The 21,301-nt window shown below is 44.5% G+C and carries 14 protein-coding genes, 6 tRNA genes and 1 rRNA gene; 15 read left to right on the plus strand and 6 right to left on the minus strand.

The window, feature by feature from the left end; translation table 11 throughout:
- The first annotated feature begins 18 nt into the window (after positions 1 to 18).
- Both rrf and OCU90_RS00140 read left to right on the plus strand, forming a co-directional pair.
- Positions 19 to 134 (plus strand): 5S ribosomal RNA (gene rrf / locus OCU90_RS00135).
- Between the two features lie 71 nt (positions 135 to 205).
- Positions 206 to 296: transfer RNA gene (locus OCU90_RS00140), tRNA-Ser, on the plus strand.
- A gap of 125 nt (positions 297 to 421) precedes the next feature.
- Here OCU90_RS00140 and ilvY read toward each other — a convergent pair.
- Complete coding sequence (ilvY, locus tag OCU90_RS00145; protein ID WP_061023635.1) at positions 422 to 1,312, minus strand: HTH-type transcriptional activator IlvY; 891 nt, start codon at positions 1,310 to 1,312, stop codon at positions 422 to 424.
- Positions 1,313 to 1,458: 146 nt separating this feature from the next.
- Here ilvY and ilvC point away from each other — a divergent pair, with 146 nt between their 5' ends.
- Complete coding sequence (ilvC, locus tag OCU90_RS00150; RefSeq protein ID WP_004735786.1) at positions 1,459 to 2,943, plus strand: ketol-acid reductoisomerase; 1,485 nt, start codon at positions 1,459 to 1,461, stop codon at positions 2,941 to 2,943.
- Positions 2,944 to 3,217: 274 nt separating this feature from the next.
- Here ilvC and ubiK read toward each other — a convergent pair whose 3' ends face one another.
- The 4 genes from ubiK to OCU90_RS00170 form a co-directional block, all read right to left on the minus strand.
- Positions 3,218 to 3,469, minus strand: coding sequence for a ubiquinone biosynthesis accessory factor UbiK (gene ubiK / locus OCU90_RS00155; RefSeq protein WP_004735787.1), 252 nt, complete (start codon positions 3,467 to 3,469; stop codon positions 3,218 to 3,220).
- 119 nt (positions 3,470 to 3,588) lie between these two features.
- The gene (locus tag OCU90_RS00160) at positions 3,589 to 6,711 is read right to left on the minus strand and encodes a multidrug efflux RND transporter permease subunit (RefSeq protein ID WP_004735788.1); all 3,123 of its coding nucleotides are present in this window, start codon (positions 6,709 to 6,711) and stop codon (positions 3,589 to 3,591) included.
- A gap of 11 nt (positions 6,712 to 6,722) precedes the next feature.
- Positions 6,723 to 7,829: an efflux RND transporter periplasmic adaptor subunit gene (locus tag OCU90_RS00165; RefSeq protein WP_004735789.1), complete on the minus strand. Its 1,107-nt coding sequence runs from the start codon at positions 7,827 to 7,829 to the stop codon at positions 6,723 to 6,725.
- An 18-nt stretch (positions 7,830 to 7,847) separates the two neighbouring features.
- A complete protein-coding gene (locus OCU90_RS00170; RefSeq protein WP_198137852.1) occupies positions 7,848 to 8,429 on the minus strand; it encodes a TetR/AcrR family transcriptional regulator in 582 nt (193 codons plus the stop codon).
- A gap of 180 nt (positions 8,430 to 8,609) precedes the next feature.
- On the opposite strand from OCU90_RS00170, the gene rep reads away from it, so the two are divergent.
- Positions 8,610 to 10,628 carry a DNA helicase Rep gene (gene rep / locus OCU90_RS00175; RefSeq protein ID WP_017077816.1) on the plus strand — a complete coding sequence of 673 codons (2,019 nt, stop codon included), beginning with the start codon at positions 8,610 to 8,612 and terminating at the stop codon, positions 10,626 to 10,628.
- Positions 10,629 to 10,723: 95 nt separating this feature from the next.
- On the opposite strand, the gene OCU90_RS00180 is transcribed toward rep, so the two are convergent.
- Positions 10,724 to 11,137 carry a c-type cytochrome gene (locus OCU90_RS00180; RefSeq protein WP_004735792.1) on the minus strand — a complete coding sequence of 138 codons (414 nt, stop codon included), beginning with the start codon at positions 11,135 to 11,137 and terminating at the stop codon, positions 10,724 to 10,726.
- Between the two features lie 296 nt (positions 11,138 to 11,433).
- Here OCU90_RS00180 and OCU90_RS00185 point away from each other — a divergent pair.
- The 11 genes from OCU90_RS00185 (at position 11,434) to OCU90_RS00235 (ending at position 21,249) form a co-directional block, all read left to right on the plus strand.
- A tRNA-Arg gene (locus tag OCU90_RS00185) sits at positions 11,434 to 11,510 on the plus strand.
- Between the two features lie 49 nt (positions 11,511 to 11,559).
- A tRNA-His gene (locus OCU90_RS00190) sits at positions 11,560 to 11,635 on the plus strand.
- Positions 11,636 to 11,712: 77 nt separating this feature from the next.
- A tRNA-Pro gene (locus tag OCU90_RS00195) sits at positions 11,713 to 11,789 on the plus strand.
- A 44-nt stretch (positions 11,790 to 11,833) separates the two neighbouring features.
- Positions 11,834 to 11,909 (plus strand) — tRNA-His (locus OCU90_RS00200).
- Between the two features lie 55 nt (positions 11,910 to 11,964).
- A tRNA-Pro gene (locus OCU90_RS00205) sits at positions 11,965 to 12,041 on the plus strand.
- A gap of 1,140 nt (positions 12,042 to 13,181) precedes the next feature.
- The gene (locus tag OCU90_RS00210; RefSeq protein WP_004735537.1) at positions 13,182 to 14,909 is read left to right on the plus strand and encodes a dipeptide ABC transporter ATP-binding protein; all 1,728 of its coding nucleotides are present in this window, start codon (positions 13,182 to 13,184) and stop codon (positions 14,907 to 14,909) included.
- Between the two features lie 94 nt (positions 14,910 to 15,003).
- Positions 15,004 to 16,557, plus strand: coding sequence for an ABC transporter substrate-binding protein (locus tag OCU90_RS00215; protein WP_004735538.1), 1,554 nt, complete (start codon positions 15,004 to 15,006; stop codon positions 16,555 to 16,557).
- Between the two features lie 180 nt (positions 16,558 to 16,737).
- Positions 16,738 to 17,715, plus strand: coding sequence for an ABC transporter permease (locus OCU90_RS00220; protein WP_004735540.1), 978 nt, complete (start codon positions 16,738 to 16,740; stop codon positions 17,713 to 17,715).
- Between the two features lie 2 nt (positions 17,716 to 17,717).
- The gene (locus tag OCU90_RS00225; RefSeq protein WP_004735541.1) at positions 17,718 to 18,656 is read left to right on the plus strand and encodes an ABC transporter permease; all 939 of its coding nucleotides are present in this window, start codon (positions 17,718 to 17,720) and stop codon (positions 18,654 to 18,656) included.
- Between the two features lie 187 nt (positions 18,657 to 18,843).
- Positions 18,844 to 19,800: an SPOR domain-containing protein gene (locus OCU90_RS00230; RefSeq protein WP_061023639.1), complete on the plus strand. Its 957-nt coding sequence runs from the start codon at positions 18,844 to 18,846 to the stop codon at positions 19,798 to 19,800.
- 207 nt (positions 19,801 to 20,007) lie between these two features.
- Positions 20,008 to 21,249, plus strand: coding sequence for an NADH:ubiquinone reductase (Na(+)-transporting) subunit B (locus OCU90_RS00235; RefSeq protein ID WP_061023641.1), 1,242 nt, complete (start codon positions 20,008 to 20,010; stop codon positions 21,247 to 21,249).
- Positions 21,250 to 21,301 lie beyond the last annotated feature (52 nt).

Consider the following 21,301-nt stretch of genomic DNA (forward strand, 5'->3'; position numbering starts at 1 on the left):
TCCGAATTTTAAAATTTGCTTGGCGACCATAGCATTGTGGACCCACCTGATTCCATGCCGAACTCAGAAGTGAAACACAATAGCGCCGATGGTAGTGTGGGGTTTCCCCATGTGAGAGTAGGACATCGCCAGGCTTTAAATATCGTTACTTGCATTAGCAATTAACAACATCATTAGTGTACTAATCTATTGATGACAATTTGTTGGAGGGATGGCTGAGTGGTCGAAAGCACCGGTCTTGAAAACCGGCAACCGTTAATAGCGGTTCTAGGGTTCAAATCCCTATCCCTCCACCACCATTGAAAAGCCCGCTGAGAAATCAGCGGGCTTTTTTCATATTTGTCGTTTAGAAAAACAAAAAAGAGCACTAACGTGCTCTTTATCTGTGACTCCACACTTGCTTGTTATCACTTATAGATAACTAGTCTTTAAGGTATTTACCTTCAGCTACCTGCCAAAATGCTCTAATTAACGGATTTTCTAACTGCGATCGCTTACAGCACACTCCCAATTCAAACGGCTTGATTGGCTCTATTTTTAAGCGGTCGACTTTATCTCTCACAGGGCTGTTGTTGATTACAACGTCTGGCGCGATACCAACCCCACAACCAAGAGCAACCATACTTACGATCGCTTCATGACCTGATACCTGAGCGTAAATGTTGGGCTTTATCTTCATCTTTTTGAACCACGCGTTCGCACGCTCTCGTGCAGTACCTGCTTCTGGAATAATAAAAGGCACTTCATTCCAGTTTGGTTTATCTGATTGCAGCTGCTGGCTAAAACTACTCACACCGGATGGGATGATGACTGACAGTGGTATATCGCTGATGGTTTCGAACTCTAATCTTGAGGGAAGAATGTCTGGCTTCGCTGAGATAGCAATATCTGCTTCATCATTTAAAATCTTGTCGATGGATTGAGCCGGATCGCCTGTAGAGAGCTTAAATTCAATGTACGGATGAATAGCTCTGAATTCGGTTATGAGCTCAGGTAGGTGGCTGTAACTAGCCGTTACCGAGCAAAATATGCGAATTTCACCTTTAAGTTCTTGCTCACCACCTTTCAGGTGAAGATTGTATTGCTGCCACTCTCCAACGATGCTTAATGCTACTGGCAATAGGTGCTTTCCTGCTGGAGTGAGATCAACACTGCGGTTATCTCTAATAAGCAATTCTTGCCCCGTTTCTTCTTCAAGCTTTTGTACCTGACGACTAAGTGCTGAAGGACTGACGTGCATAGCAGCAGCGGTTTTGCTGAAACTCTTGCTATCACATAAATGTATAAATAATTGTAGAGATTTTATGTTCATGTTTTGTGATCGTTTCCATGTTGCATTTATTGCAATAACTAATTGTGAATATATCACTTTCAGCAACGGAGTGTCTGTTTTAGTATGAAGTCATTCGATAGAGAGATATCGACCTTACGGACTTATTTTTAAAGGAGTGCCCTAGAATGGCTAACTATTTCAATACATTAAACCTTCGTGAACAACTAGACCAATTAGGTCGTTGCCGTTTCATGGATCGTGAAGAATTCACGACAGAAGCTGAATATCTTGAAGGTAAGAAAATCGTAATTGTTGGTTGTGGTGCTCAAGGCCTAAACCAAGGTCTGAACATGCGTGATTCTGGCTTAGACGTATCTTACGCTCTACGCCAAGCGGCAATTGATGAAAAGCGTCAATCATTCAAAAACGCTGATGAAAACGGCTTTGTTGTGGGTAGCTACGAAACGCTAATCCCTCAAGCAGATCTAGTTATCAACCTTACTCCAGACAAGCAACATACAAACGTTGTTGAAACAGTAATGCCTCTAATGAAGCAAGGCGCTGCTCTTGGTTACTCTCACGGCTTTAACGTTGTTGAAGAAGGCATGCAATTACGTGCTGACCTTACTGTAGTAATGGTTGCACCTAAGTGTCCAGGTTCTGAAGTTCGCGAAGAGTACAAGCGTGGCTTCGGTGTTCCAACTCTGATCGCTGTTCACCCAGAAAATGACCCTAAAGGCGAAGGCTGGGATATCGCTAAAGCTTGGGCTGCAGGTACTGGTGGTCACCGTGCAGGTTGCCTAGAGTCTTCTTTCGTAGCTGAAGTTAAATCTGACCTTATGGGTGAGCAAACTATCCTATGTGGCATGCTACAAGCGGGTTCTATCGTATCTTACGAGAAGATGATTGCTGATGGCATTGAACCAGGCTATGCAGGCAAGCTTCTACAATACGGTTGGGAAACGATTACTGAAGCACTTAAGTTCGGTGGCGTAACTCACATGATGGATCGTCTATCTAACCCAGCTAAAGTTAAAGCGTTTGAGCTTTCTGAAGAGCTTAAAGACCTAATGCGTCCACTTTACAATAAGCACATGGATGACATCATCTCTGGTCACTTCTCTAGCACTATGATGGCTGACTGGGCGAACGATGACGTGAACCTACTAGGCTGGCGTGAAGAGACAGGTGCAACTGCATTTGAAAACTACCCAACTTCTGACGTAGAAATCTCAGAGCAAGAGTACTTCGATAACGGTATCTTAATGGTTGCTATGGTTCGTGCCGGTGTTGAGCTAGCATTCGAAGCTATGACTGCATCTGGTATCATCGATGAGTCTGCTTACTACGAATCTCTACATGAGCTTCCACTAATCGCAAACACAGTTGCTCGTAAGCGTCTTTACGAAATGAACGTTGTAATCTCAGATACTGCTGAGTACGGTAACTACCTATTCGCTAACGTAGCAACACCGTTACTACGTGAGAAGTTCATGCCTTCAGTAGCAACTGACGTAATCGGCCGCGGTCTAGGTGAAACATCTAACCAAGTTGATAACGCTAAGCTAATTGAAGTAAACGAAGCTATCCGTAACCACCCTGTAGAGTACATTGGTGAAGAGCTACGTAGCTACATGAGCGACATGAAGCGCATCGCTGTAGGCGGTTAATTAGTAGCTTAGATACTGATAAATTTGCAGAAAAAGCGAAGCAGTATCACTAACTCCTTACAGGTTGGAGTTATAAATAAGCAACACAACATCTAATAAAAAGGCTTGGTCGCCGTTGACCAAGCCTTTTTGCTTTTAGTAACAAAATCTTAAAAATCAATCAAATGAACATTGTTTGATCAGTCTTCGTCGACTTTCAGTTCTTGATTGATCTTCAGAAATACAAAAGGGTTGGTGCTTTCACACCAACCCTTTCAGTTTTCTTGCTTTACGCTTACTTGTCGGCAATCTTTGCTTCTAAGTCCGTTAGCTTTTGTTCCATTTCAGTCAGCTTTTGGCGAGTGCGCAGTAGTACTTGTGTTTGAACATCAAATTCTTCACGGCTTACAACGTCTAGCTTGTTCAGTTGGCCTTGGATAACCTGACGAACTTTTTGATCTACGTCTGAACCAAGCTCTTTTACTGGTTGAGGCATAGAATCGTGGATCTGCTTAGCAATCTGCTCTAGTTTTTTTGGATCAAACATATCAATTAAAACTCCTGAATATTTATCACTATTCTATTTAATCACACTTGATATGTCGCCTATGGCGTACAAAAAAAGGCCACCGAAGTAGCCTTTTTATTGTTAATACGACTTAGCGATTACTTATTATCAGCTAATTCTCTGTGCGCCGCTTTTGCTTCATCGACGCGAGCTAGCTTTTCTAGGTCTTTGTCTTCAACAAATACAGGTAGAGGTTTGTGTTTTTCAGCCAAGTAGCTGTAAATCACTGGCAGTACAAACAGAGTGAAGATAGTACCAATCGCTAGACCTGCAACGATTACGATACCAATACTGAAACGCTGAGCCGCACCCGCACCACTTGCGTACATCAGTGGGATTAGACCCGCGATCATCGCAGCCGTTGTCATCAGGATTGGACGAAGACGAACCTTCGCCGCTTCCATTACCGCTTCAATACGAGTCTTGTGATTGTGTAGCTGTTCTTCTTTCGCTACCTCACAGATCAAGATACCGTGCTTGGTAATCAGGCCGACCAAGGTGATCAAACCAACTTGCGAGTAGATGTTCATCGTTGCCGCACCCCAAGCCAGAGCTATTAGGGCACCACAAATCGCCAGTGGTACAGATACCATGATAACCAGTGGATCTTTTAGAGATTCAAACTGAATCGCCAATACCAAGAAGATGATAGCCAACGCTAAACCAAAGGTCGCGTAAAGTGCGCTACCTTCTGTTACGTATTGGCGTGCTTCACCCATGTAGTCATGGTTATAGCCACTTGGAAGCTTATTGGCAGCTGTGTCTTCAAACCACGCAATTGCATCACCCATTGCAGCGCCTGGAGCCGGTACCGCACCAATCGTAGCCGAGTTCAATTGGTTGAAGTGAGGAAGAGAGCGAGGCTCAGCCACAACATCAATCGTGATTAAACTGCCTAGAGGAATTGCTTTACCATCTGCGCCACGAACATAGTAGTTGTTCATCGATTCAGGGTTTAGACGGAACTTACGTTCAACTTGAGGGATAACCTCGTAAGAACGACCATTCAAGTCGATACGGTTTACGTAACCATCAGACATCATAGTACCTAGAGTGATACCGATATCTTGCATCGTCACGCCGTAAGCCCCCGCTTTGTCTTTGTCGATATGGATCTTCATGGTTGCTGAGTCGTAATTCAAATCAAGATCTGAATAAACGAACAGCGGGTTTGTCGATACTTCGGCTAAGATCTCTGTCGTAATTTGGAATAGGCTCTCGAAGCTGTTCGGTGTTGTAATAACAAACTGAACAGGAAGGCCTGAACCTGCACCTGGAAGTTCTGGCATTTGGAAGGCTGTTACGGCCATACCAGGAACATCTTTCACCAAGTTACCAACACGGTTTGCTACTTCAGACTGGCTTGCTTCACGCTCACTCCATGGAACCATTGATGCGATACCAAAAGCTTGGTTTGCATTAGGAACACCTGTAAACACCTGCGCATACGCTACTTCTGGCTGATCAGACAGAAGGCTGTTTACGTCATTCATGGTGTTTTGCATGTAGTCCAAGTTCGCATTCGAAGGTGCTGTACCCATAAGCATTATTACACCTTTATCTTCTGAAGGTGCTAACTCACTAGGGATGAACTTGAATAACAGTGGCAAACTTGCAAATACGATGATAGCGAAGCCAATGAAGACTGGGCGATGCTGCATTACCGCGCCAAGCATACGCTCGTAGCGATTGGTCATGCCGTCTAGTACGCTATGTACTTTCTGCTCAAACTTGCTTGGCTCGGCGTGAGCTTTGAGCATTTTTGAACACATCATTGGCGATAACGTTAACGCCACAATACCCGATACAAAAACAGCACCAGCAAGGGTTAGTGCAAACTCTTTAAACAACGAGCCTGTGATACCACCCATCATTGCGATAGGAGCATATACTGCACCTAGCGTTAATGTCATTGCGATAACGGGTACTGCAATTTCACGAGTACCGATGATGGCAGCTCGGAAAGGAGACTCCCCTAATTTTATATGCCGGTCGACGTTTTCCAATACAACGATGGCATCATCAACTACTAAGCCGATAGCCAGTACCATTGCCAGTAGCGTCATTAGGTTCCAAGAGAAGCCCATCGCCTGCATTACCATAGCCACACCAATTAGAGACAGTGGGATAGTAACGATCGGGATAAGAACCGCACGGAATGAACCTAAGAACAAAGTAATTACGACGAGTACAATTAATGCCGCTTCAAGAATGGTTTTAATAACCTCTTGAATGGATTCATTAATCGCAATAGTCGAGTCATACATGATATTCATCGAGATGTTACTTGGAAGGTTCTTCTCTAATTGAGGTAGAAGCTCAAGGACATCAGCGGCAATGTTGATAGGGTTCGCACTTGGTGCCGCGTTAATTGCTGCAACAACCGCTTCCTTACCGTTTGCACTCGCTCGGTAAATATCGTGGCTTTTTTCTAAAGAAACCTTAGCGATGTCAGACAGGCGAATAATTTCACCCTCACCACTTTTAACGACTAAGTTCTCTAGCTCTTCAGTGTTTGATACTTGCGTATCGGCACTGCCGTTATAAAGAACGAATTCGCCAGTAGCTTGACCTGTCGCTGATTGGTAGTTGTTGGCATCCAATACCGACATAACATCAGTAGCGGTGAGGTTAACAGCTGCCATTTTTGACGGATCTAGCCATACGCGCAGTGCGTATTTCATACCACCATATAGGTCGACTTTAGATACACCATTTACCGTAAATAGCTGCGGGTTGATTACACGCTCTAGATAATCGGTAATTTGGCTTGATACGAGCTCATCACTGGTAAAACCAATATAAAGTACCGCGGTCGTTGAACCGGTAGACATAGTTACGGTTGGATCTTCGGCTTCTTTAGGGAGCTGAGACCGTACCGAGTTTGTCTTGGCCAGTATGTCTGACAACGCCGCATTCGGGTCGGTGTTCAACTTCATGTTTACGGTAATCGTAGAACTACCAAGTACAGAAGAAGAAGTCATATAGTCGATATTATCCGCTTGAGCCACAGCTTGTTCGAGGGGCTGGGTGATAAAGCCTTGGATAAGATCGGCACTTGCACCGTAGTAACTCGTGGTTACGGTTACGACGGTATTCGTCATTTCAGGGTATTCACGCACCTGCATTTTGAAGATTGCTTGTAAGCCAAGCAGAGCAATCAAAAAGCTGATGGATACCGCTAGAACTGGACGTTTAATAAAAACATCAGTAAAGCGCATTGTGCCTCCAGTTACAGCTTAGGTGTTTCAGATGGTGGAGTGATTGCATCACTTTCAACAACCTTAACTTTGGCACCGTTACTTAGACGTACTTGGCCAGAAGTTACAACCGTATCGCCGGCTTTAACGCCTTCAAGGATGTGTGCAATCTCAGCGGTACGCTCACCTACTTTTACAACATGTTGAGCAACACGTTGAACGCCGTCTTCTTCCGTCAGGATGTAAACATTGTCACCATATAGAGTGAAAGTAATCGCTGTTTGAGGCAACGTTACTTGGTTCTCTAGCTTAGGCAGAATGATGTTAGCACGCGCAAACATGCCGCTACGAAGCTTGCCATCATTGTTTGGAATGTCTGCTTGAACTTGAATAAGACCACTTTGGATACTTACTGCGGGTTCAATGGCACTGATAGAGCCTTCAAACGGTTTCTCTGGGTAAGCATCAACAAAGATGTCGATAGCCTGACCAACATTGATACGAGAGATATCTGTTTGAGATACAGTAAAGCGTAGGCGCATCACGCTGGTATCTTCTAAACGAACGATATCTGTACCTGATTGCAGGTATTGACCTAGGTACACGTTACGAATACCCACTTTGCCATCGAAAGGAGCACGAATTTCACGGCGTTCGATAGATGCTTTTAGGCTTTCAATATCAGCAGATAGAGAGTAGTAGTTTGCTTCTGCTTCATCGTATGCTTCTTTTGAAATAGAACCTTTCTTATACAGGCCTTGGTAGCGTTTGTATTTTGCTTTTGCCGCAGGCAGGCGAGCTTCAGAACTCTTTAGATTTGCCTTTTCTACGCCAGAATCAAGACGAACAAGAAGTTGGTCATTTTTAACATCAGTACCAGAACCAAAAGAGATTTGGTCAATAACACCGCTGGTTTCATTCGCTAGCGTGACACCTTGGTTAGGTTCGATGAAGCCGATAGCTTCAATTACTGGAACCCAGTCGATCGGCTGAACTTCAGTAACCGTTACTGGAAACTCTGGTTCAGGGCGGTTGGCCATATACTCAGCAATTTTTTGTTGTTTGAACATGTTGAACCCAATAACGCTGCCGAAAAGAAGTACAGCGATGAGTAACATGAAGAAAGTCCACTTTTTCATTATGGTCAAAACTCCGATCTAGTGTTTAATTATTGCATCCCAACTGGCTTCTATTGCAGATTCTAGTTCTGCCTCGTCGAGTTGGTAAAATCCTAAAGAATGCTTTCGCGCTAGAGATACACTAGCCGCTAAGCTCAAGCCGCTTAATACTTCATTATCAAGTGGTTTAAACAGTCCTTGCTCTTTACCCTCATTAAATAGCAGCTCAACTTGGGCAAACATTTTACGTTCTAGTTCCCTGAAGTTTAGGCTATTTGTGATGGGCAGTGAGTCATATTGAACCCGATTTTTTATCGCGGCTAAGTTCGTTCCCGCTAAGTTCCATATGTTCAACCACATAGTACGGTAGCGTTGCTTAATTGGATCCGAATCATCAACCCCTTCTTGAACAGCATCTGCTACTCGTTGAGTCACGAGCACTCGAACATCATCTATCAAGTGGTCTTTATCATCGAAGTAGCGGTAGATAGTGCCTGCAGCAACTCCCGCCTCTTTGGCTAATTTTTGCATTGAAAGGCCTTGAAAACCGACCTCCGCAATGAGCTTTTCAGCGGCAGAAAGTATTTGTTGGCGTTTATCCTGAGGTGCATGAGTTGTCATTATTCCATCACCAGTGAATGAACGTTCATTCATTATAGCCCAAGAACCATACACATGTGCAACAAAGTTTTACACAAGTCGCGTAAAAATCTTGTATAAGAGAACGTAGCATTCGTGGTGTTGCAGCATTATTATAGGCGCGCAATTGAATTCGCCCCTCTAGACCAAATTGAGAATCAAATGAGACTGAACCCAAGACAAGATGAAGCCGTGAAGTATGTTTCTGGTCCCTGCTTAGTATTAGCGGGCGCTGGATCGGGTAAAACACGTGTTATCACCAACAAGATTGCTTACTTGGTTCAAGAGTGTGGCTACAAGGCTCGTAATATTGCAGCGGTAACCTTTACCAATAAAGCGGCACGCGAGATGAAAGAGCGTGTGGGTCAAACTCTGGGTAAAGGTGAATCTAAAGGTCTGATCGTTTCAACGTTCCATACCATGGGTTTAACTATCATTCGCCGAGAATACAAAGCGCTGGGTCTGAAAGCAGGCTTCTCGTTATTTGATGACCAAGACCAGTTAGCTCTACTTAAAGAACTAACCGAAACACAGATCGATGGTGATAAGGATCTGCTGCGTTCTTTGATGAGTACCATCTCAAATTGGAAGAATGACATGCTGACGCCAGATCAGGCGAAAGCAAGAGCTCAAGGCGAACAAGAACAGTTGTTTGCATTCTGTTTTGAGATGTATCAGAAGCAGATGAAGGCCTATAACGCACTCGATTTTGATGATCTGATTGCGATGCCAGTATTGCTACTGAAAACCAATCAAGAAGTGCGTGAACGCTGGCAGTCTCGTATTCGTTATTTGCTGGTCGATGAATATCAAGATACCAACACTAGCCAATATGAGTTGGTTCGTTTACTGGTGGGTGAACGTGGTCGTTTGACGGTCGTAGGTGATGATGACCAATCTATTTACTCATGGCGTGGCGCAAAACCACAAAACTTGGTTTTGTTAGGTGAGGATTACCCGAACCTACGCTTGATCAAACTAGAGCAAAACTACCGCTCGACCAGTCGAATTTTGCGAGCAGCGAACATCTTGATCGCCAACAATCCGCACGTCTATGAGAAGTCACTGTTCTCTGAGATCCCAGATGGTGAAAAGCTCAAGGTATTAAATGCTAAGAATGAAGAGCATGAAGCAGAGCGTATTACCGGTGAGATCATCGCCCACAAGTTTTTGAATCGCACAGAATACAAAGATTACGCAGTGCTTTACCGCGGTAACCACCAATCTCGCTTGATTGAAAAAGCCTTGATGCAGAACCGTGTGCCTTACAAAATCTCAGGCGGTACATCCTTTTTCGCCAGAGCAGAAATTAAAGACATCATGGCTTACCTACGTGTGTTGGTGAATCCTGATGATGACAACGCCTTTTTGCGTATTGTAAACACACCACGTCGTGAGATCGGCCCAGTTACGCTTGAAAAATTAGGCAGCTACGCCAACATGCGCGGTAAAAGCCTGTTTGAAGCCAGCTTCGAAATGGGCTTAGAGCAAACGCTGACGGGCCGGGGTTTGGAAAACCTGCGTCGTTTCAGCGATTGGATTGTTCGTATCTCGGATAATGCAGAGCGTGGTAATACAGTTGAGGCGGTTCGCTCTTTGGTTCGTGACATTAATTACGAAGACTGGCTCTACGAAACCTCTCCAAGCCCTAAAGCCGCTGAAATGCGAATGAAGAACGTGTCTGATCTCTATAGCTGGATTGTGGCCGACCTCGAAGGTGACAACTATGATAAAGAAGAGAAGACGCTACGAGAGGTTGTTCAACGTTTAACTTTACGCGATATGATGGAGCGCGGGGAAGATAATGACGATGCAGACCAAGTTCAACTAATGACATTGCACGCTTCGAAAGGCCTAGAGTTTCCGTATGTATTCTTGATGGGGGCTGAAGAGGGCATCTTGCCACACCAAACCAGTGTTGATGAAGGTAATGTAGAAGAAGAGCGTCGTCTTATGTATGTAGGGATTACGCGAGCGCAGAAAGAGCTGACTTTTACTAAGTGTCGAGAACGTCGTCAGTATGGTGAATTGATTAAGCCAACACAAAGCCGCTTCCTTGACGAGTTGCCGCATGAGGATGTGGAGTGGGAAAGCGTTAAGAAACCACAATCCGCTGAAGAAAGAATGGAAAAAGGACAGGCACACATTGCTAATATTCGTGCGATGTTCAACAAAAAGTAGCGTCTGGTTCTGAAAGCATTAAATAGAGATAAATAAAAAGGTGACCATAGGGTCACCTTTTTTGAATTGGGTATTTTTAATTACAGAACGGTAAATTACAGACCAGCAATCATGTGCTCGATAGCATCTTTGATTTCGTCGTCTGAACAGTCCATACATGAACCTTTCGCTGGCATTGCATTAAAGCCGTTGATTGCGTGGTTAGCGAGGATATCGCGACCTTGAGCAATACGAGGTCCCCAATCACCAGCATCACCTGTTTTAGGTGCGCCACTTACGCCAGATGCGTGACAAGCGATACAAAAGGTACCGTAAACTGTTGCGCCATCACGAGGGCCTGTTGGTTCTGCGACTACTGGTTCGCTGCCGACTAGGTAAACTTGACCAACTGGTTTGATGCGTTCAGCAATTGCATCTTGCTCTGCTTCGCTAAGGCCTGAAGCCATTGCGCCAGTTGAAAAGGTTAAAACTGCGATGACAACGCTTAAAATTCGACGAGACATATCCATTAAACTCACTTTACATTCCCAAGGTAAGTACGTGCTTACCAATTTATAGTGTTGGAGGGTGTTTTGGCTTCACCAGCAAAGAGCAACTGTTAAACCAATGTAAATAATGGGTGATTATATCCCGATAAGTTGTTGCAATAAACAACAACTTATAAGCTGTGGCGGGTTGTAGTACTCAAATAAGGGGTTTATCACATATTAACTGTCGAAAAAGAGACCAAACAGAAAAAAAAGTTAAAAAAGTACTAGACGGCATTGGGTGATATACGTATTATTCCACTCCGCCGACAGGGCATGCGCCTGTAGCTCAGCTGGATAGAGCGTTGGCCTCCGGAGCCAAAGGCCGAAGGTTCGAATCCTTTCAGGCGCGCCATCCGGTCTCTTACTTCGGTAAGTGAGAAATTGGCAAAAAAGAAATAATGGTGGCTATAGCTCAGTTGGTAGAGCCCTGGATTGTGATTCCGGTGGTCGCGAGTTCGAATCTCGTTAGCCACCCCATTCTTTCTTTACAAAATATCGGTAGCTTCGGCTTCCAGTGTTGATTCATTATTCCCAAGAGTCGATACAAAATTAGTCGGTGAATAGCGCAGCTTGGTAGCGCATCTGGTTTGGGACCAGAGGGTCGGGGGTTCGAATCCCTCTTCACCGACCACTATTTCAATAATCGCTTTTAAGTGGTTATATAAAAAATTAGTGGTGGCTATAGCTCAGTTGGTAGAGCCCTGGATTGTGATTCCGGTGGTCGCGAGTTCGAATCTCGTTAGCCACCCCATTAATTTTGGTAGCTTCTTTGAAGTTCCCAGTTTGAGAAATCAAACGAAACGTCTCGGTGAATAGCGCAGCTTGGTAGCGCATCTGGTTTGGGACCAGAGGGTCGGGGGTTCGAATCCCTCTTCACCGACCACCTTAAGAAGCCTCGTCAGAAATGACGGGGCTTTTTTACGTCTGGAATTTAGATAGTTGGAACCAGAAGGTCGTGGGTTTGTTGCCTGCAAGCTGATGGATCGCCAGTCCGCAGGGAGCCCTGCCGCGCCTCTCTTAACCGACTATATTAAGAAGCCGAAGCCTCAGTCGAAAGACTGGGGCTTTTTACGTTTGGAGTTTAGGTGGTTTGGGTTCAGAGAGCTGCGACTTGAATCGCCAGCTCGGCGGTTCGTCAAGCCACAGGAAGCGCTTCCGTGCCGAATCTCTCTTTATTTACCACAATAGAGGCTTCAGTCGAAAGGTTGAGATTTTTGACATCTGTCGTTGAAGTTATTCTTGATTTTGAATACTGATACCCTAAATATTTCAACGTCTTGCTTGATGTGGCCTTCGTAAAATCCATCCTTTGTATCAGGAGAACTCGTACCTTTTTCTAGATTATCGCGCCTTTCTAGAGGTGTCGGCTTTATTAAACGAGCTGATCGATATCTAATTTTATATAAAATTCACCGCCAATCATTCGACAAATTAATAGGTTTGGTCTAAAGATTTCTATGAAAAGTGAAATTTGACGCTAAATATGTTCTCTAAGGCCTGTATTTAACAGTTTTCTTTACATCAAGTCGCTCAAAATCGTCTCCATTTTAGTAAGTCTTTCGTTTCACTGGTTGGTATTCGTTGAAATGATGTTAGGGGTAATATATATGGTTAATACGCTTCTATCTGGTTGTTTTGTTTGCTTAAATGACGAAAATTAGCGTTTGTTTCTATAGTGTTAATTGTTTTTTGGAATAATTATTTGTTTTTAGTGACTGGTAGTGAGATCTGCTTTTAACCATAGTTTTAACTCTACAAGTAAGTGGTAGTAAGGGATTTGTGAGTATTTATTATCGACAATAGAATGTTGATTTTTATTACTATATGCTCTCTGGGTGAATAGTTATGTGGTGCTTTTGCTTGTTAAGCGTTTAATGTCGACTTTTTATCCTATTTTTGTTGCTTTTCTGTGAATTATTTGCCAAATTGTCAACCGTATAAAATATCAGAACAATATTCTGGTAAGAATGGATTCAATTTTGCAGACAGGGCAGAGAGCTGCCAAAGCAGTAGAGGTCTGGTAATGTCACTTTTAGAAGTAAAAAATCTTCGTATCGAATACCCATCTCGTCATGGAGTTCACGCAGCAGTTAAATCGCTTTCGTTCAACATTGAACGTGGTGAGATTGTTGGCGTTGTAGGGGAGTCTGGTGCCGGTAAATCAACAGTAGGCAATGCTGTGATCGATCTACTGAGCCCTCCTGGTCGCATTGCTAGCGGCGAGGTATTTTTGGATGGCGAAAAAGTCTCTGGCCTATCTCCTGAACAGATGCGTTCTGTTCGCGGCTCAAAGATTGGTTTTATCTTCCAAGACCCAATGACTTCTCTTAACCCTCTATTCACAGTAGAGCAGCAGTTAAAAGAAACGATTCATGCCAACATGAAGGTTTCGGATCAAGAAGCTTACCAACGCTCATTAGACTTGATGAATCAAGTTGGTATTCCGCAACCAGAAAACCGTTTAAAGCAGTACCCACACCAATTCTCTGGCGGTATGCGTCAGCGTGTTGTTATCGCGATCGCATTGGCAGGTGAGCCTGACTTAATCATCGCAGATGAACCAACAACCGCACTGGATGTGTCTATCCAAGACCAGATTTTGGGTTTAATTCGCGACCTATGTATTAAGAAGAACGTAGGTTGTATGTTGGTCACGCACGACATGGGTGTCGTATCTAACGTTACCGATCGCGTAGCGGTTATGTATCGTGGTGATTTAGTTGAGTTTGGCCCGACGGCGAAAGTCCTTGGTACTCCTGAACACCCTTACACGCACAGTCTTATCTCAGCGGTTCCGCGTTCAGATCGTAAACTCGATCGTTTCCCTCTTGTGAGTTACATCGAAGAAGCGCACGAGATGGAACCACTTGATGTGAAAAACCACTGGTTAGGTCAAAGCCAAGATCACCGTGATTACACTGGCCCGTTGTTGAATGTTGAAAACGTCAACTTACGCTTTACCACCAAGGATTCTTTCTTTGAGAGTCGTCGTGAGTACGTTCAGGCGTCAAACAATGTGAGCTTTGAAGTACACGAAGGTGAAACTTTTGGTCTTGTGGGTGAATCTGGTTCGGGTAAGTCAACGATTGCTCGTGTGATTGCTGGCTTGTACGCACCTAACTCAGGCAAAGTGACCTTTGAAGGTATTGACCTTACTGGGCTTAAGTCTGAGAAAGAGCGTCGCCCAATGCGTCGCCAAATGCAAATGGTGTTCCAAAACCCATACACATCAATGAACCCTCGAATGAAGATCTTCGACATCATTGCTGAACCTATCCGATTCCATAAGCTTACGCGCAACGAGAATGAAACTCGTCAGATCGTTCACGACCTGCTAGAGCACGTTGGTTTAGGCAAGATGGCTGGAGTTAAATACCCACACGAATTCTCAGGTGGCCAACGTCAGCGTATTTCTATCGCTCGCGCCTTGGCAACTCGCCCACGTCTTCTGATTTGTGATGAACCTACGTCGGCGTTGGATGTGTCGGTACAGGCTCAGATTCTTAATCTATTAAAAGACTTACAAGACGAGCTCAACCTAACCATGCTGTTCATCAGTCACGATTTACCGGTTATTCGTCAAATGTGTGATCGTGTTGGTGTGATGCAAATGGGAGAACTATTGGAAGTAGCGCCAACAGAGCAGTTGTTCCAATCGCCTCAGCATGAATACAGCAAACACCTAATTTCTTTAATGCCTGAATTCACGGGTTTAAGAGAAGAAAAAGCAGTGGCAAAAGCCGCGATATAAAAATCAGCAGGCTGGAGTTTGGCTTGCTAAAAACAATAAACAGACGCAAATACAACAACTAGGGATCTGGATTCCCGCATGAAGGAGTTATGCAATGAAAACCATGAAAAGCAAATTAGCAGTAGCTTTAATGGCAGCTGGCCTAAGCTTTAGTGCAGCAGCAGCAGATATTACCGTTGGCTACGCAGCTGACCCAGTATCACTTGACCCGCACGAGCAGCTGTCTGGTGGCACACTGCAAATGTCTCACATGGTGTTTGACCCTCTAGTACGTTTCACTCAAGAGATGGATTTTGAAGGCCGCCTAGCATCTAGCTGGGAGCGTGTTGATGATACGACTTTCCGTTTTAACCTACGTAAAGGTGTGAAATTCCACTCTGGTAACGAACTGACTGCTGATGATGTTGTGTGGACTTTTGAACGTCTACAAGCTTCTCCAGACTTTAAGTCTATCTTCACGCCATACGAAAAAATGGTAAAAGTGGATGACTACACAGTTGAGCTAATATCAAAAGCGGCTTACCCACTAGTACTACAAACAGCAACTTACATCTTCCCAATGGACAGCAAGTTCTACTCTGGTCAAACAGCGGAAGGTAATGATAAATCTGAGCTAGTTAAGCACGGTAACTCGTTCGCTTCGACTAACGTTTCAGGTACTGGCCCATTCATCGTAACTCAACGTGAGCAAGGCGTTAAAGTAACGTTCGAACGTTTCAACGATTACTGGGACACAGAAACTGAAGGTAACGTAGACAAGCTAACACTTGTGCCAATCAAAGAAGATGCAACGCGTGTAGCAGCACTTCTTTCTGGTGACGTGGATATGATTCACCCTGTAGCACCAAACGATCACAAGCGTGTTAAAAACGCTAAGAACATCGATCTAGTAACGCTACCTGGTACTCGTATTATTACGTTCCAAATGAACCAAAACAGCAACGAAGCACTGAAAGATGTGCGCGTTCGTCAAGCAATCGTTCATGCGATTAACAATGAAGGTATTGTTAAGAAAATCATGAAAGGTTTCGCGACAGCTGCTGGTCAGCAAAGCCCAACAGGCTACGCGGGTCACAACGAAGATCTAGTTCCTCGTTACGATCTGAAAAAAGCGAAAGAGCTGATGAAAGAAGCGGGCTACGAAGATGGCTTTACACTAACTATGGCAGCGCCTAACAACCGTTACGTGAACGATGCAAAAGTAGCGCAAGCGTCTGCGGCAATGCTGTCTAAGATTGGTATCAAAGTTGATCTTAAGACGATGCCTAAAGCACAGTACTGGCCTGAGTTTGACCTATGTTCAGCAGACATGATGATGATCGGCTGGCACTCAGATACAGAAGATTCAGCTAACTTCAACGAGTTCCTAACAATGACTCGTAACGAAGAGACTGGCCGTGGTCAATACAACTGTTCTGGTTACTCAAACCCAGAAATGGATGCGATTGTAGAAGCTTCTAACACTGAAACTGACCCTGTTAAGCGTTCTAAGATGCTGAAAGGCGTTGAAGCAACACTTTACAACGACGCAGTATTCGTACCTCTACACTGGCAAAGTGAAGCGTGGGGCGCGAAATCTAACGTAGGTGCAGCAGACGTAGTAAACCCAATGGTTATGCCTTACTTCGGCGACCTAGTTGTAAAATAATCTAGCTTGCTAGAATCGAGAGCCTGAAGCTTTCAGGCTCTCAATATTATTAAGATATAGATTTAAGTTTCGGTATTTGGTCTTCCTTCAGTCTGGCTAAATACCTTTTTTAAGACTGAATTTTTTGTTGTCTAGTCGCGGATTTCGATTAGACAGTCATGGATAGATAAGGGGCAAGGAATGGTTACGTTTCTGGTCAAGCGCCTGTTTCAGGCACTGATAGTGATGTTTGTGATCAGTTTGGTGGCGTTTGCCATTCAGGATAACCTGGGCGACCCGTTACGTGAGTTAGTCGGTCAATCTGTTTCAGAGGCGGAGCGTCAAGCGCTACGCGATGAACTCGGCTTAAATGATCCCTTCGTTACAAAATATACTCGCTTTATAGGCGCAGCCCTACAAGGTGATCTTGGTACTTCATATTTCTTTAAACGCCCTGCTGTGGACGTAATTTTAGACAAATTGGTCGCGACGCTTGAACTTGTGTTCGGTGCTTCTCTGATTATTGTTTGTCTGTCGATTCCATTAGGCGTTTATTCTGCAATACACCCAAAAAGTTTCTTCACTAAATTGGTCATGGCGGGCAGTAGTATCGGCATCTCGGTACCTGTTTTCTTAACTGCAATCATGCTGATGTATGTGTTCTCTATTGAGCTAGGTTGGCTACCGTCATTTGGACGTGGTGATACTGCAAACTGGTTTGGTTGGGAGTCTGGCTTCTTAACGCTCGATGGCCTTGCACACTTAGTACTGCCGAGCATTGCACTGGCATCTATCATGCTGCCTTTGTTTATTCGTCTAGTTCGTTCTGAAATGCTAGAGGTTCTAAGTTCTGAATACATTAAGTTTGGTAAAGCGAAAGGCTTAGCGCTAAACAAAATCTATTACCAACACGCATTGAAAAACACCATGCTACCGGTTCTTACTGTTGGTGGTGTTCAGATTGGTACTATGGTGGCATACACCATTCTTACTGAAACGGTTTTCCAGTGGCCCGGTACAGGTTTCTTATTTTTAGAAGCGATCAACCGTGTAGATACACCACTGATTACCGCATACGTTATTTTTGTTGGTCTTATTTTCGTAGTGACTAACACGATTGTTGATTTGCTTTACGGTGTTATCAACCCAACCGTTAACATCACAGGGAAAGGAGCATAATCATGGAACAGACATCGACAGTGCCGTCTCGCTGGGAACGTTTTAAGCAATCAGACATTGTGTATTACTTCTTACGCGACAAAGTGGCAATGGTGAGTTTCGCCATTTTCTCAATCTTTTTAGTGATGGCATTAGCAGCACCTATTCTAGCGCCAACAGACCCGTACGACGTGACATCGATTGATATCATGGATTCAGAGCTTCCACCATCATGGATGGAAGATGGCGAAGAACGTTTCTTGCTCGGAACGGATGAGCAAGGCCGTGATATTTTATCTACTATGCTTTACGGTTCGCGTCTGTCATTGACGATCGGTTTCCTAGCGGTAGGCCTTCAGCTGACTCTAGGTATCATCATTGGTCTGTCTGCGGGTTACTTCGGTGGCCGTATTGATAGCTTCTTGATGCGTTTTGCCGATGTTCAGCTTTCGTTCTCAACCATGATGGTTGCGATCATTGTCTCGGCCATCTTTAAGGCTAGCTTCGGCAGTGACTTCTATGCGCAATATGCCGTTGTTATGCTGGTGGTGATCATCGGTATTGCTGAATGGCCGCAGTATGCTCGTACGATTCGTGCATCGGTATTGGCAGAGAAGAAGAAAGAATACGTAGAAGCGGCGCGTGTGATGGGCTTTAGAGCGCCTCGCATCATGTTCCGTCATATTCTGCCTAACTGTTTATCTCCAATTTTGGTTATCTCTACGGTACAGGTGGCAAATGCCATCATGTCAGAAGCGGCACTTTCTTTCCTAGGTTTAGGTCTTCCGGTAGACCAACCATCACTGGGTGCTCTGATCAGTACAGGTTTTAACTACATTTTCTCAGGAGCATGGTGGATCACAGCATTCCCAGGTGTGCTTTTGGTAACATTGGTTCTAGTTATTAACCTATTAGGCGACTGGTTACGTGACGTGTTTAACCCTAAAATTTATAAAGGGTGATAGCTCTGATTGATTTTTAGATAAAAAAGTCACTAAATTAAGAGCCGTAAGCAATTACGGCTCTTTTTTTGCTTAATGGATCTGGAACTTAGTATCATTGATAGTGTCAATAATACTTAAAATGGAATTCATGTTTTATCGACATAGATTCGGTAATAATTAGCCCGTGAGGGTTTAAGTGGTGGTTATGAAATTGACAATGAATGCTGTATGTCGTGCTGTGACGAGAAATTATCGTATGGGGCTTATCGCTGCATCCCTTTTGGTCTCGAGCCAAGTGAGTGCAGAGTCGGTTCTATGTGATGCAACTCAGGCAAGCACTAACCAATTACCACAGCTAGAGCAATCATGTCCGATCGGCAAGGGTGTTTGGGGGAGTAAGGCGCCTAAACGTCATTCAGATAACGAGCTGTTTTGGGTTCAATGTGGTCTGCTGAATAAGCCTTTGTCACTGAACCGAGCAAAGCCCCTATATGAGAAGATCTCGACCAACGTTTGGATGAAGCCTGAAGGTGGAGACTATCGTTGCTTAATCGGACCTTATTCTACCTTCTCTGATGCGAGAAAAGACCTAGCTCAGGTGCGCAAGGTTCCCGGTTATGGTGAAGCCTTTATTCGCATGGTCGATAAGTCGAAAACCTCATCACAGCCTATCGTTGCAAAACCGGCAGAGTCAAAAGCTGTAAAGCCTAAGGCCCCTGTAAAACCAAAACCAGCTCCGAAACCTGTGGCTGCGAAGCAAGCGGCAGCGGTAACGAGTGCTGCAGCTATTCAGGCGCTACCAAGCGGTAACGCGAATTCAGACAACGATTTGGAAATCGAAATCCGTGTGACAGCCAATGTTGCGGGTAGCCAATATGCGATTCCTTACCTTCTAGACCATCAGCAGCAGTTCTATATGGAGCAAGGTAAGCCTTGGAGCCGCCTAGATTTCGATAGCGCTGAGTTGGTGTGTAATCAGGTCAACATGAAACTGATGACGGAAAAGCAATGGCAGAGCATCTTGAGCTCAAAAGTTATGGAAAAACAGAACTGGCCAATGCATCTCCCTTATTGGGGCGCAGATAAGAAAGGTCTGTTTACCAACGGAAACGTAAACCAATTGAAAGGTTCTTCATTGCTTAATGTGATGTGTGTGAAATAACGAAGACCCGTTGTAATACCAAATAAGCCTCAGCCATTGCTGGGGCTTTGTTGTTTATACACCTTCTACACCTTCCTTTTTCAACATCGGTTCGACTTCTGGACACTCTTTCTTTATACGAATTTGACTAAAAATCGCTAGAAATTGTTCAAATAAGGCAGTTGATGCGTAGAAAACCATAACTCAAGCAATAAGGTGATTGAGATTATGAGTTTAAAAAAACGATTAGAAGACGTGGCTCCACGCTTCGAAGCTGGAGGGAAGTACGAAAAGCTTTACCCTGTGTATGAGGCTTTTGCGACCATATTTTATACGCCCGGCAACGTAAACCGAGGCCAGACCCATGTTAGAGACAGTATCGATCTCAAACGAATCATGATCCTGGTGTGGCTAGCGACCTTTCCCGCGATGTTTTGGGGGATGTATAACGTCGGACACCAAAGCTTCCTCGCATTAACGTCCAGTTATCAACTTAACGAACTTACCTCTGTTATTGAAAGCAGCTGGCGCTTGTCTTGGGCATTTGGTGATGCGCAGTCATTGATGGCAAGTGGCTGGGCAAACCAGATGTTGCTTGGTGCACTCTATTTTCTACCCGTTTATGCCACGGTGTTTGTTGTGGGTGGTTTCTGGGAGGTCTTGTTTGCAGTCGTTCGCAAGCACGAAGTTAATGAAGGCTTCTTTGTCAGCTCGGTGCTGTTTGCACTAATCCTCCCGCCAACCATTCCGCTCTGGCAAGCCGCATTAGGTATCACTTTTGGTATCGTTGTCGCCAAAGAGCTGTTCGGTGGTACAGGACGAAACTTCCTTAATCCTGCACTAGCAGGCCGCGCGTTTCTCTACTTCGCTTATCCAGCCAACATGTCGGGTGGACTTGTGTGGGTTGCCGCTGACGGCTATTCAGGCGCGACACCACTGAGTCAATGGTATGAGGGTGGCAGTACTTCGCTTATCAATAATATGACTGGCGAGGCGATCACCTGGATGGATGCGTTTGTCGGTAATATACCGGGCTCGATGGGTGAGGTTTCTTCATTGCTTATCATGTTGACGGGTCTGATTCTGATTGCCATGAAGATAGCCTCTTGGCGTATTGTTGCGGGTGTGATTATTGGCCTTGTGGCGACCTCTAGTTTGATGAATTGGATCGGATCCGAAACCAACTCGATGTTTTCTATGCCGTTCTACTGGCACTTTGTGTTGGGTGGCGTTGCCTTTGGTACTTTCTTTATGGCGACCGACCCAGTTTCCGCCGCTTTTACCAATCAGAGTAAATGGGCTTACGGGGTTCTTATCGGTGTGATGACGGTTGGTATTCGCGTGCTCAACCCTGCTTATCCAGAGGGCATCATGCTGGCTATCTTATTCGCCAACCTCTTCGCTCCACTGTTCGATTTTATTGTGAAAGAGCAAAACATCAAACGCAGACAGAAGCGGACATTGCGTTGATTTAAGTAAATAAGAGGGAAAGTTACGCCCATAAGAAAGGCTTACATTGATG

Source organism: Vibrio splendidus, from assembly GCF_024347615.1.
GTDB classification, from domain to species: Bacteria; Pseudomonadota; Gammaproteobacteria; order Enterobacterales; family Vibrionaceae; genus Vibrio; species Vibrio splendidus.

Bases quoted from the DNA above. Each gene is read 5' to 3' on its own strand.
- ilvY (WP_061023635.1), bottom strand. From the start codon at position 1,312: ATGAACATAAAATCTCTACAATTATTTATACATTTATGTGATAGCAAG.
- ilvC (WP_004735786.1), top strand. From the start codon at position 1,459: ATGGCTAACTATTTCAATACATTAAACCTTCGTGAACAACTAGACCAA.
- ubiK (WP_004735787.1), bottom strand. From the start codon at position 3,469: ATGTTTGATCCAAAAAAACTAGAGCAGATTGCTAAGCAGATCCACGAT.
- OCU90_RS00160 (WP_004735788.1), bottom strand. From the start codon at position 6,711: ATGCGCTTTACTGATGTTTTTATTAAACGTCCAGTTCTAGCGGTATCC.
- OCU90_RS00165 (WP_004735789.1), bottom strand. From the start codon at position 7,829: ATGAAAAAGTGGACTTTCTTCATGTTACTCATCGCTGTACTTCTTTTC.
- OCU90_RS00170 (WP_198137852.1), bottom strand. From the start codon at position 8,429: ATGACAACTCATGCACCTCAGGATAAACGCCAACAAATACTTTCTGCC.
- rep (WP_017077816.1), top strand. From the start codon at position 8,610: ATGAGACTGAACCCAAGACAAGATGAAGCCGTGAAGTATGTTTCTGGT.
- OCU90_RS00180 (WP_004735792.1), bottom strand. From the start codon at position 11,137: ATGGATATGTCTCGTCGAATTTTAAGCGTTGTCATCGCAGTTTTAACC.
- OCU90_RS00210 (WP_004735537.1), top strand. From the start codon at position 13,182: ATGTCACTTTTAGAAGTAAAAAATCTTCGTATCGAATACCCATCTCGT.
- OCU90_RS00215 (WP_004735538.1), top strand. From the start codon at position 15,004: ATGAAAACCATGAAAAGCAAATTAGCAGTAGCTTTAATGGCAGCTGGC.
- OCU90_RS00220 (WP_004735540.1), top strand. From the start codon at position 16,738: ATGGTTACGTTTCTGGTCAAGCGCCTGTTTCAGGCACTGATAGTGATG.
- OCU90_RS00225 (WP_004735541.1), top strand. From the start codon at position 17,718: ATGGAACAGACATCGACAGTGCCGTCTCGCTGGGAACGTTTTAAGCAA.
- OCU90_RS00230 (WP_061023639.1), top strand. From the start codon at position 18,844: ATGAAATTGACAATGAATGCTGTATGTCGTGCTGTGACGAGAAATTAT.
- OCU90_RS00235 (WP_061023641.1), top strand. From the start codon at position 20,008: ATGAGTTTAAAAAAACGATTAGAAGACGTGGCTCCACGCTTCGAAGCT.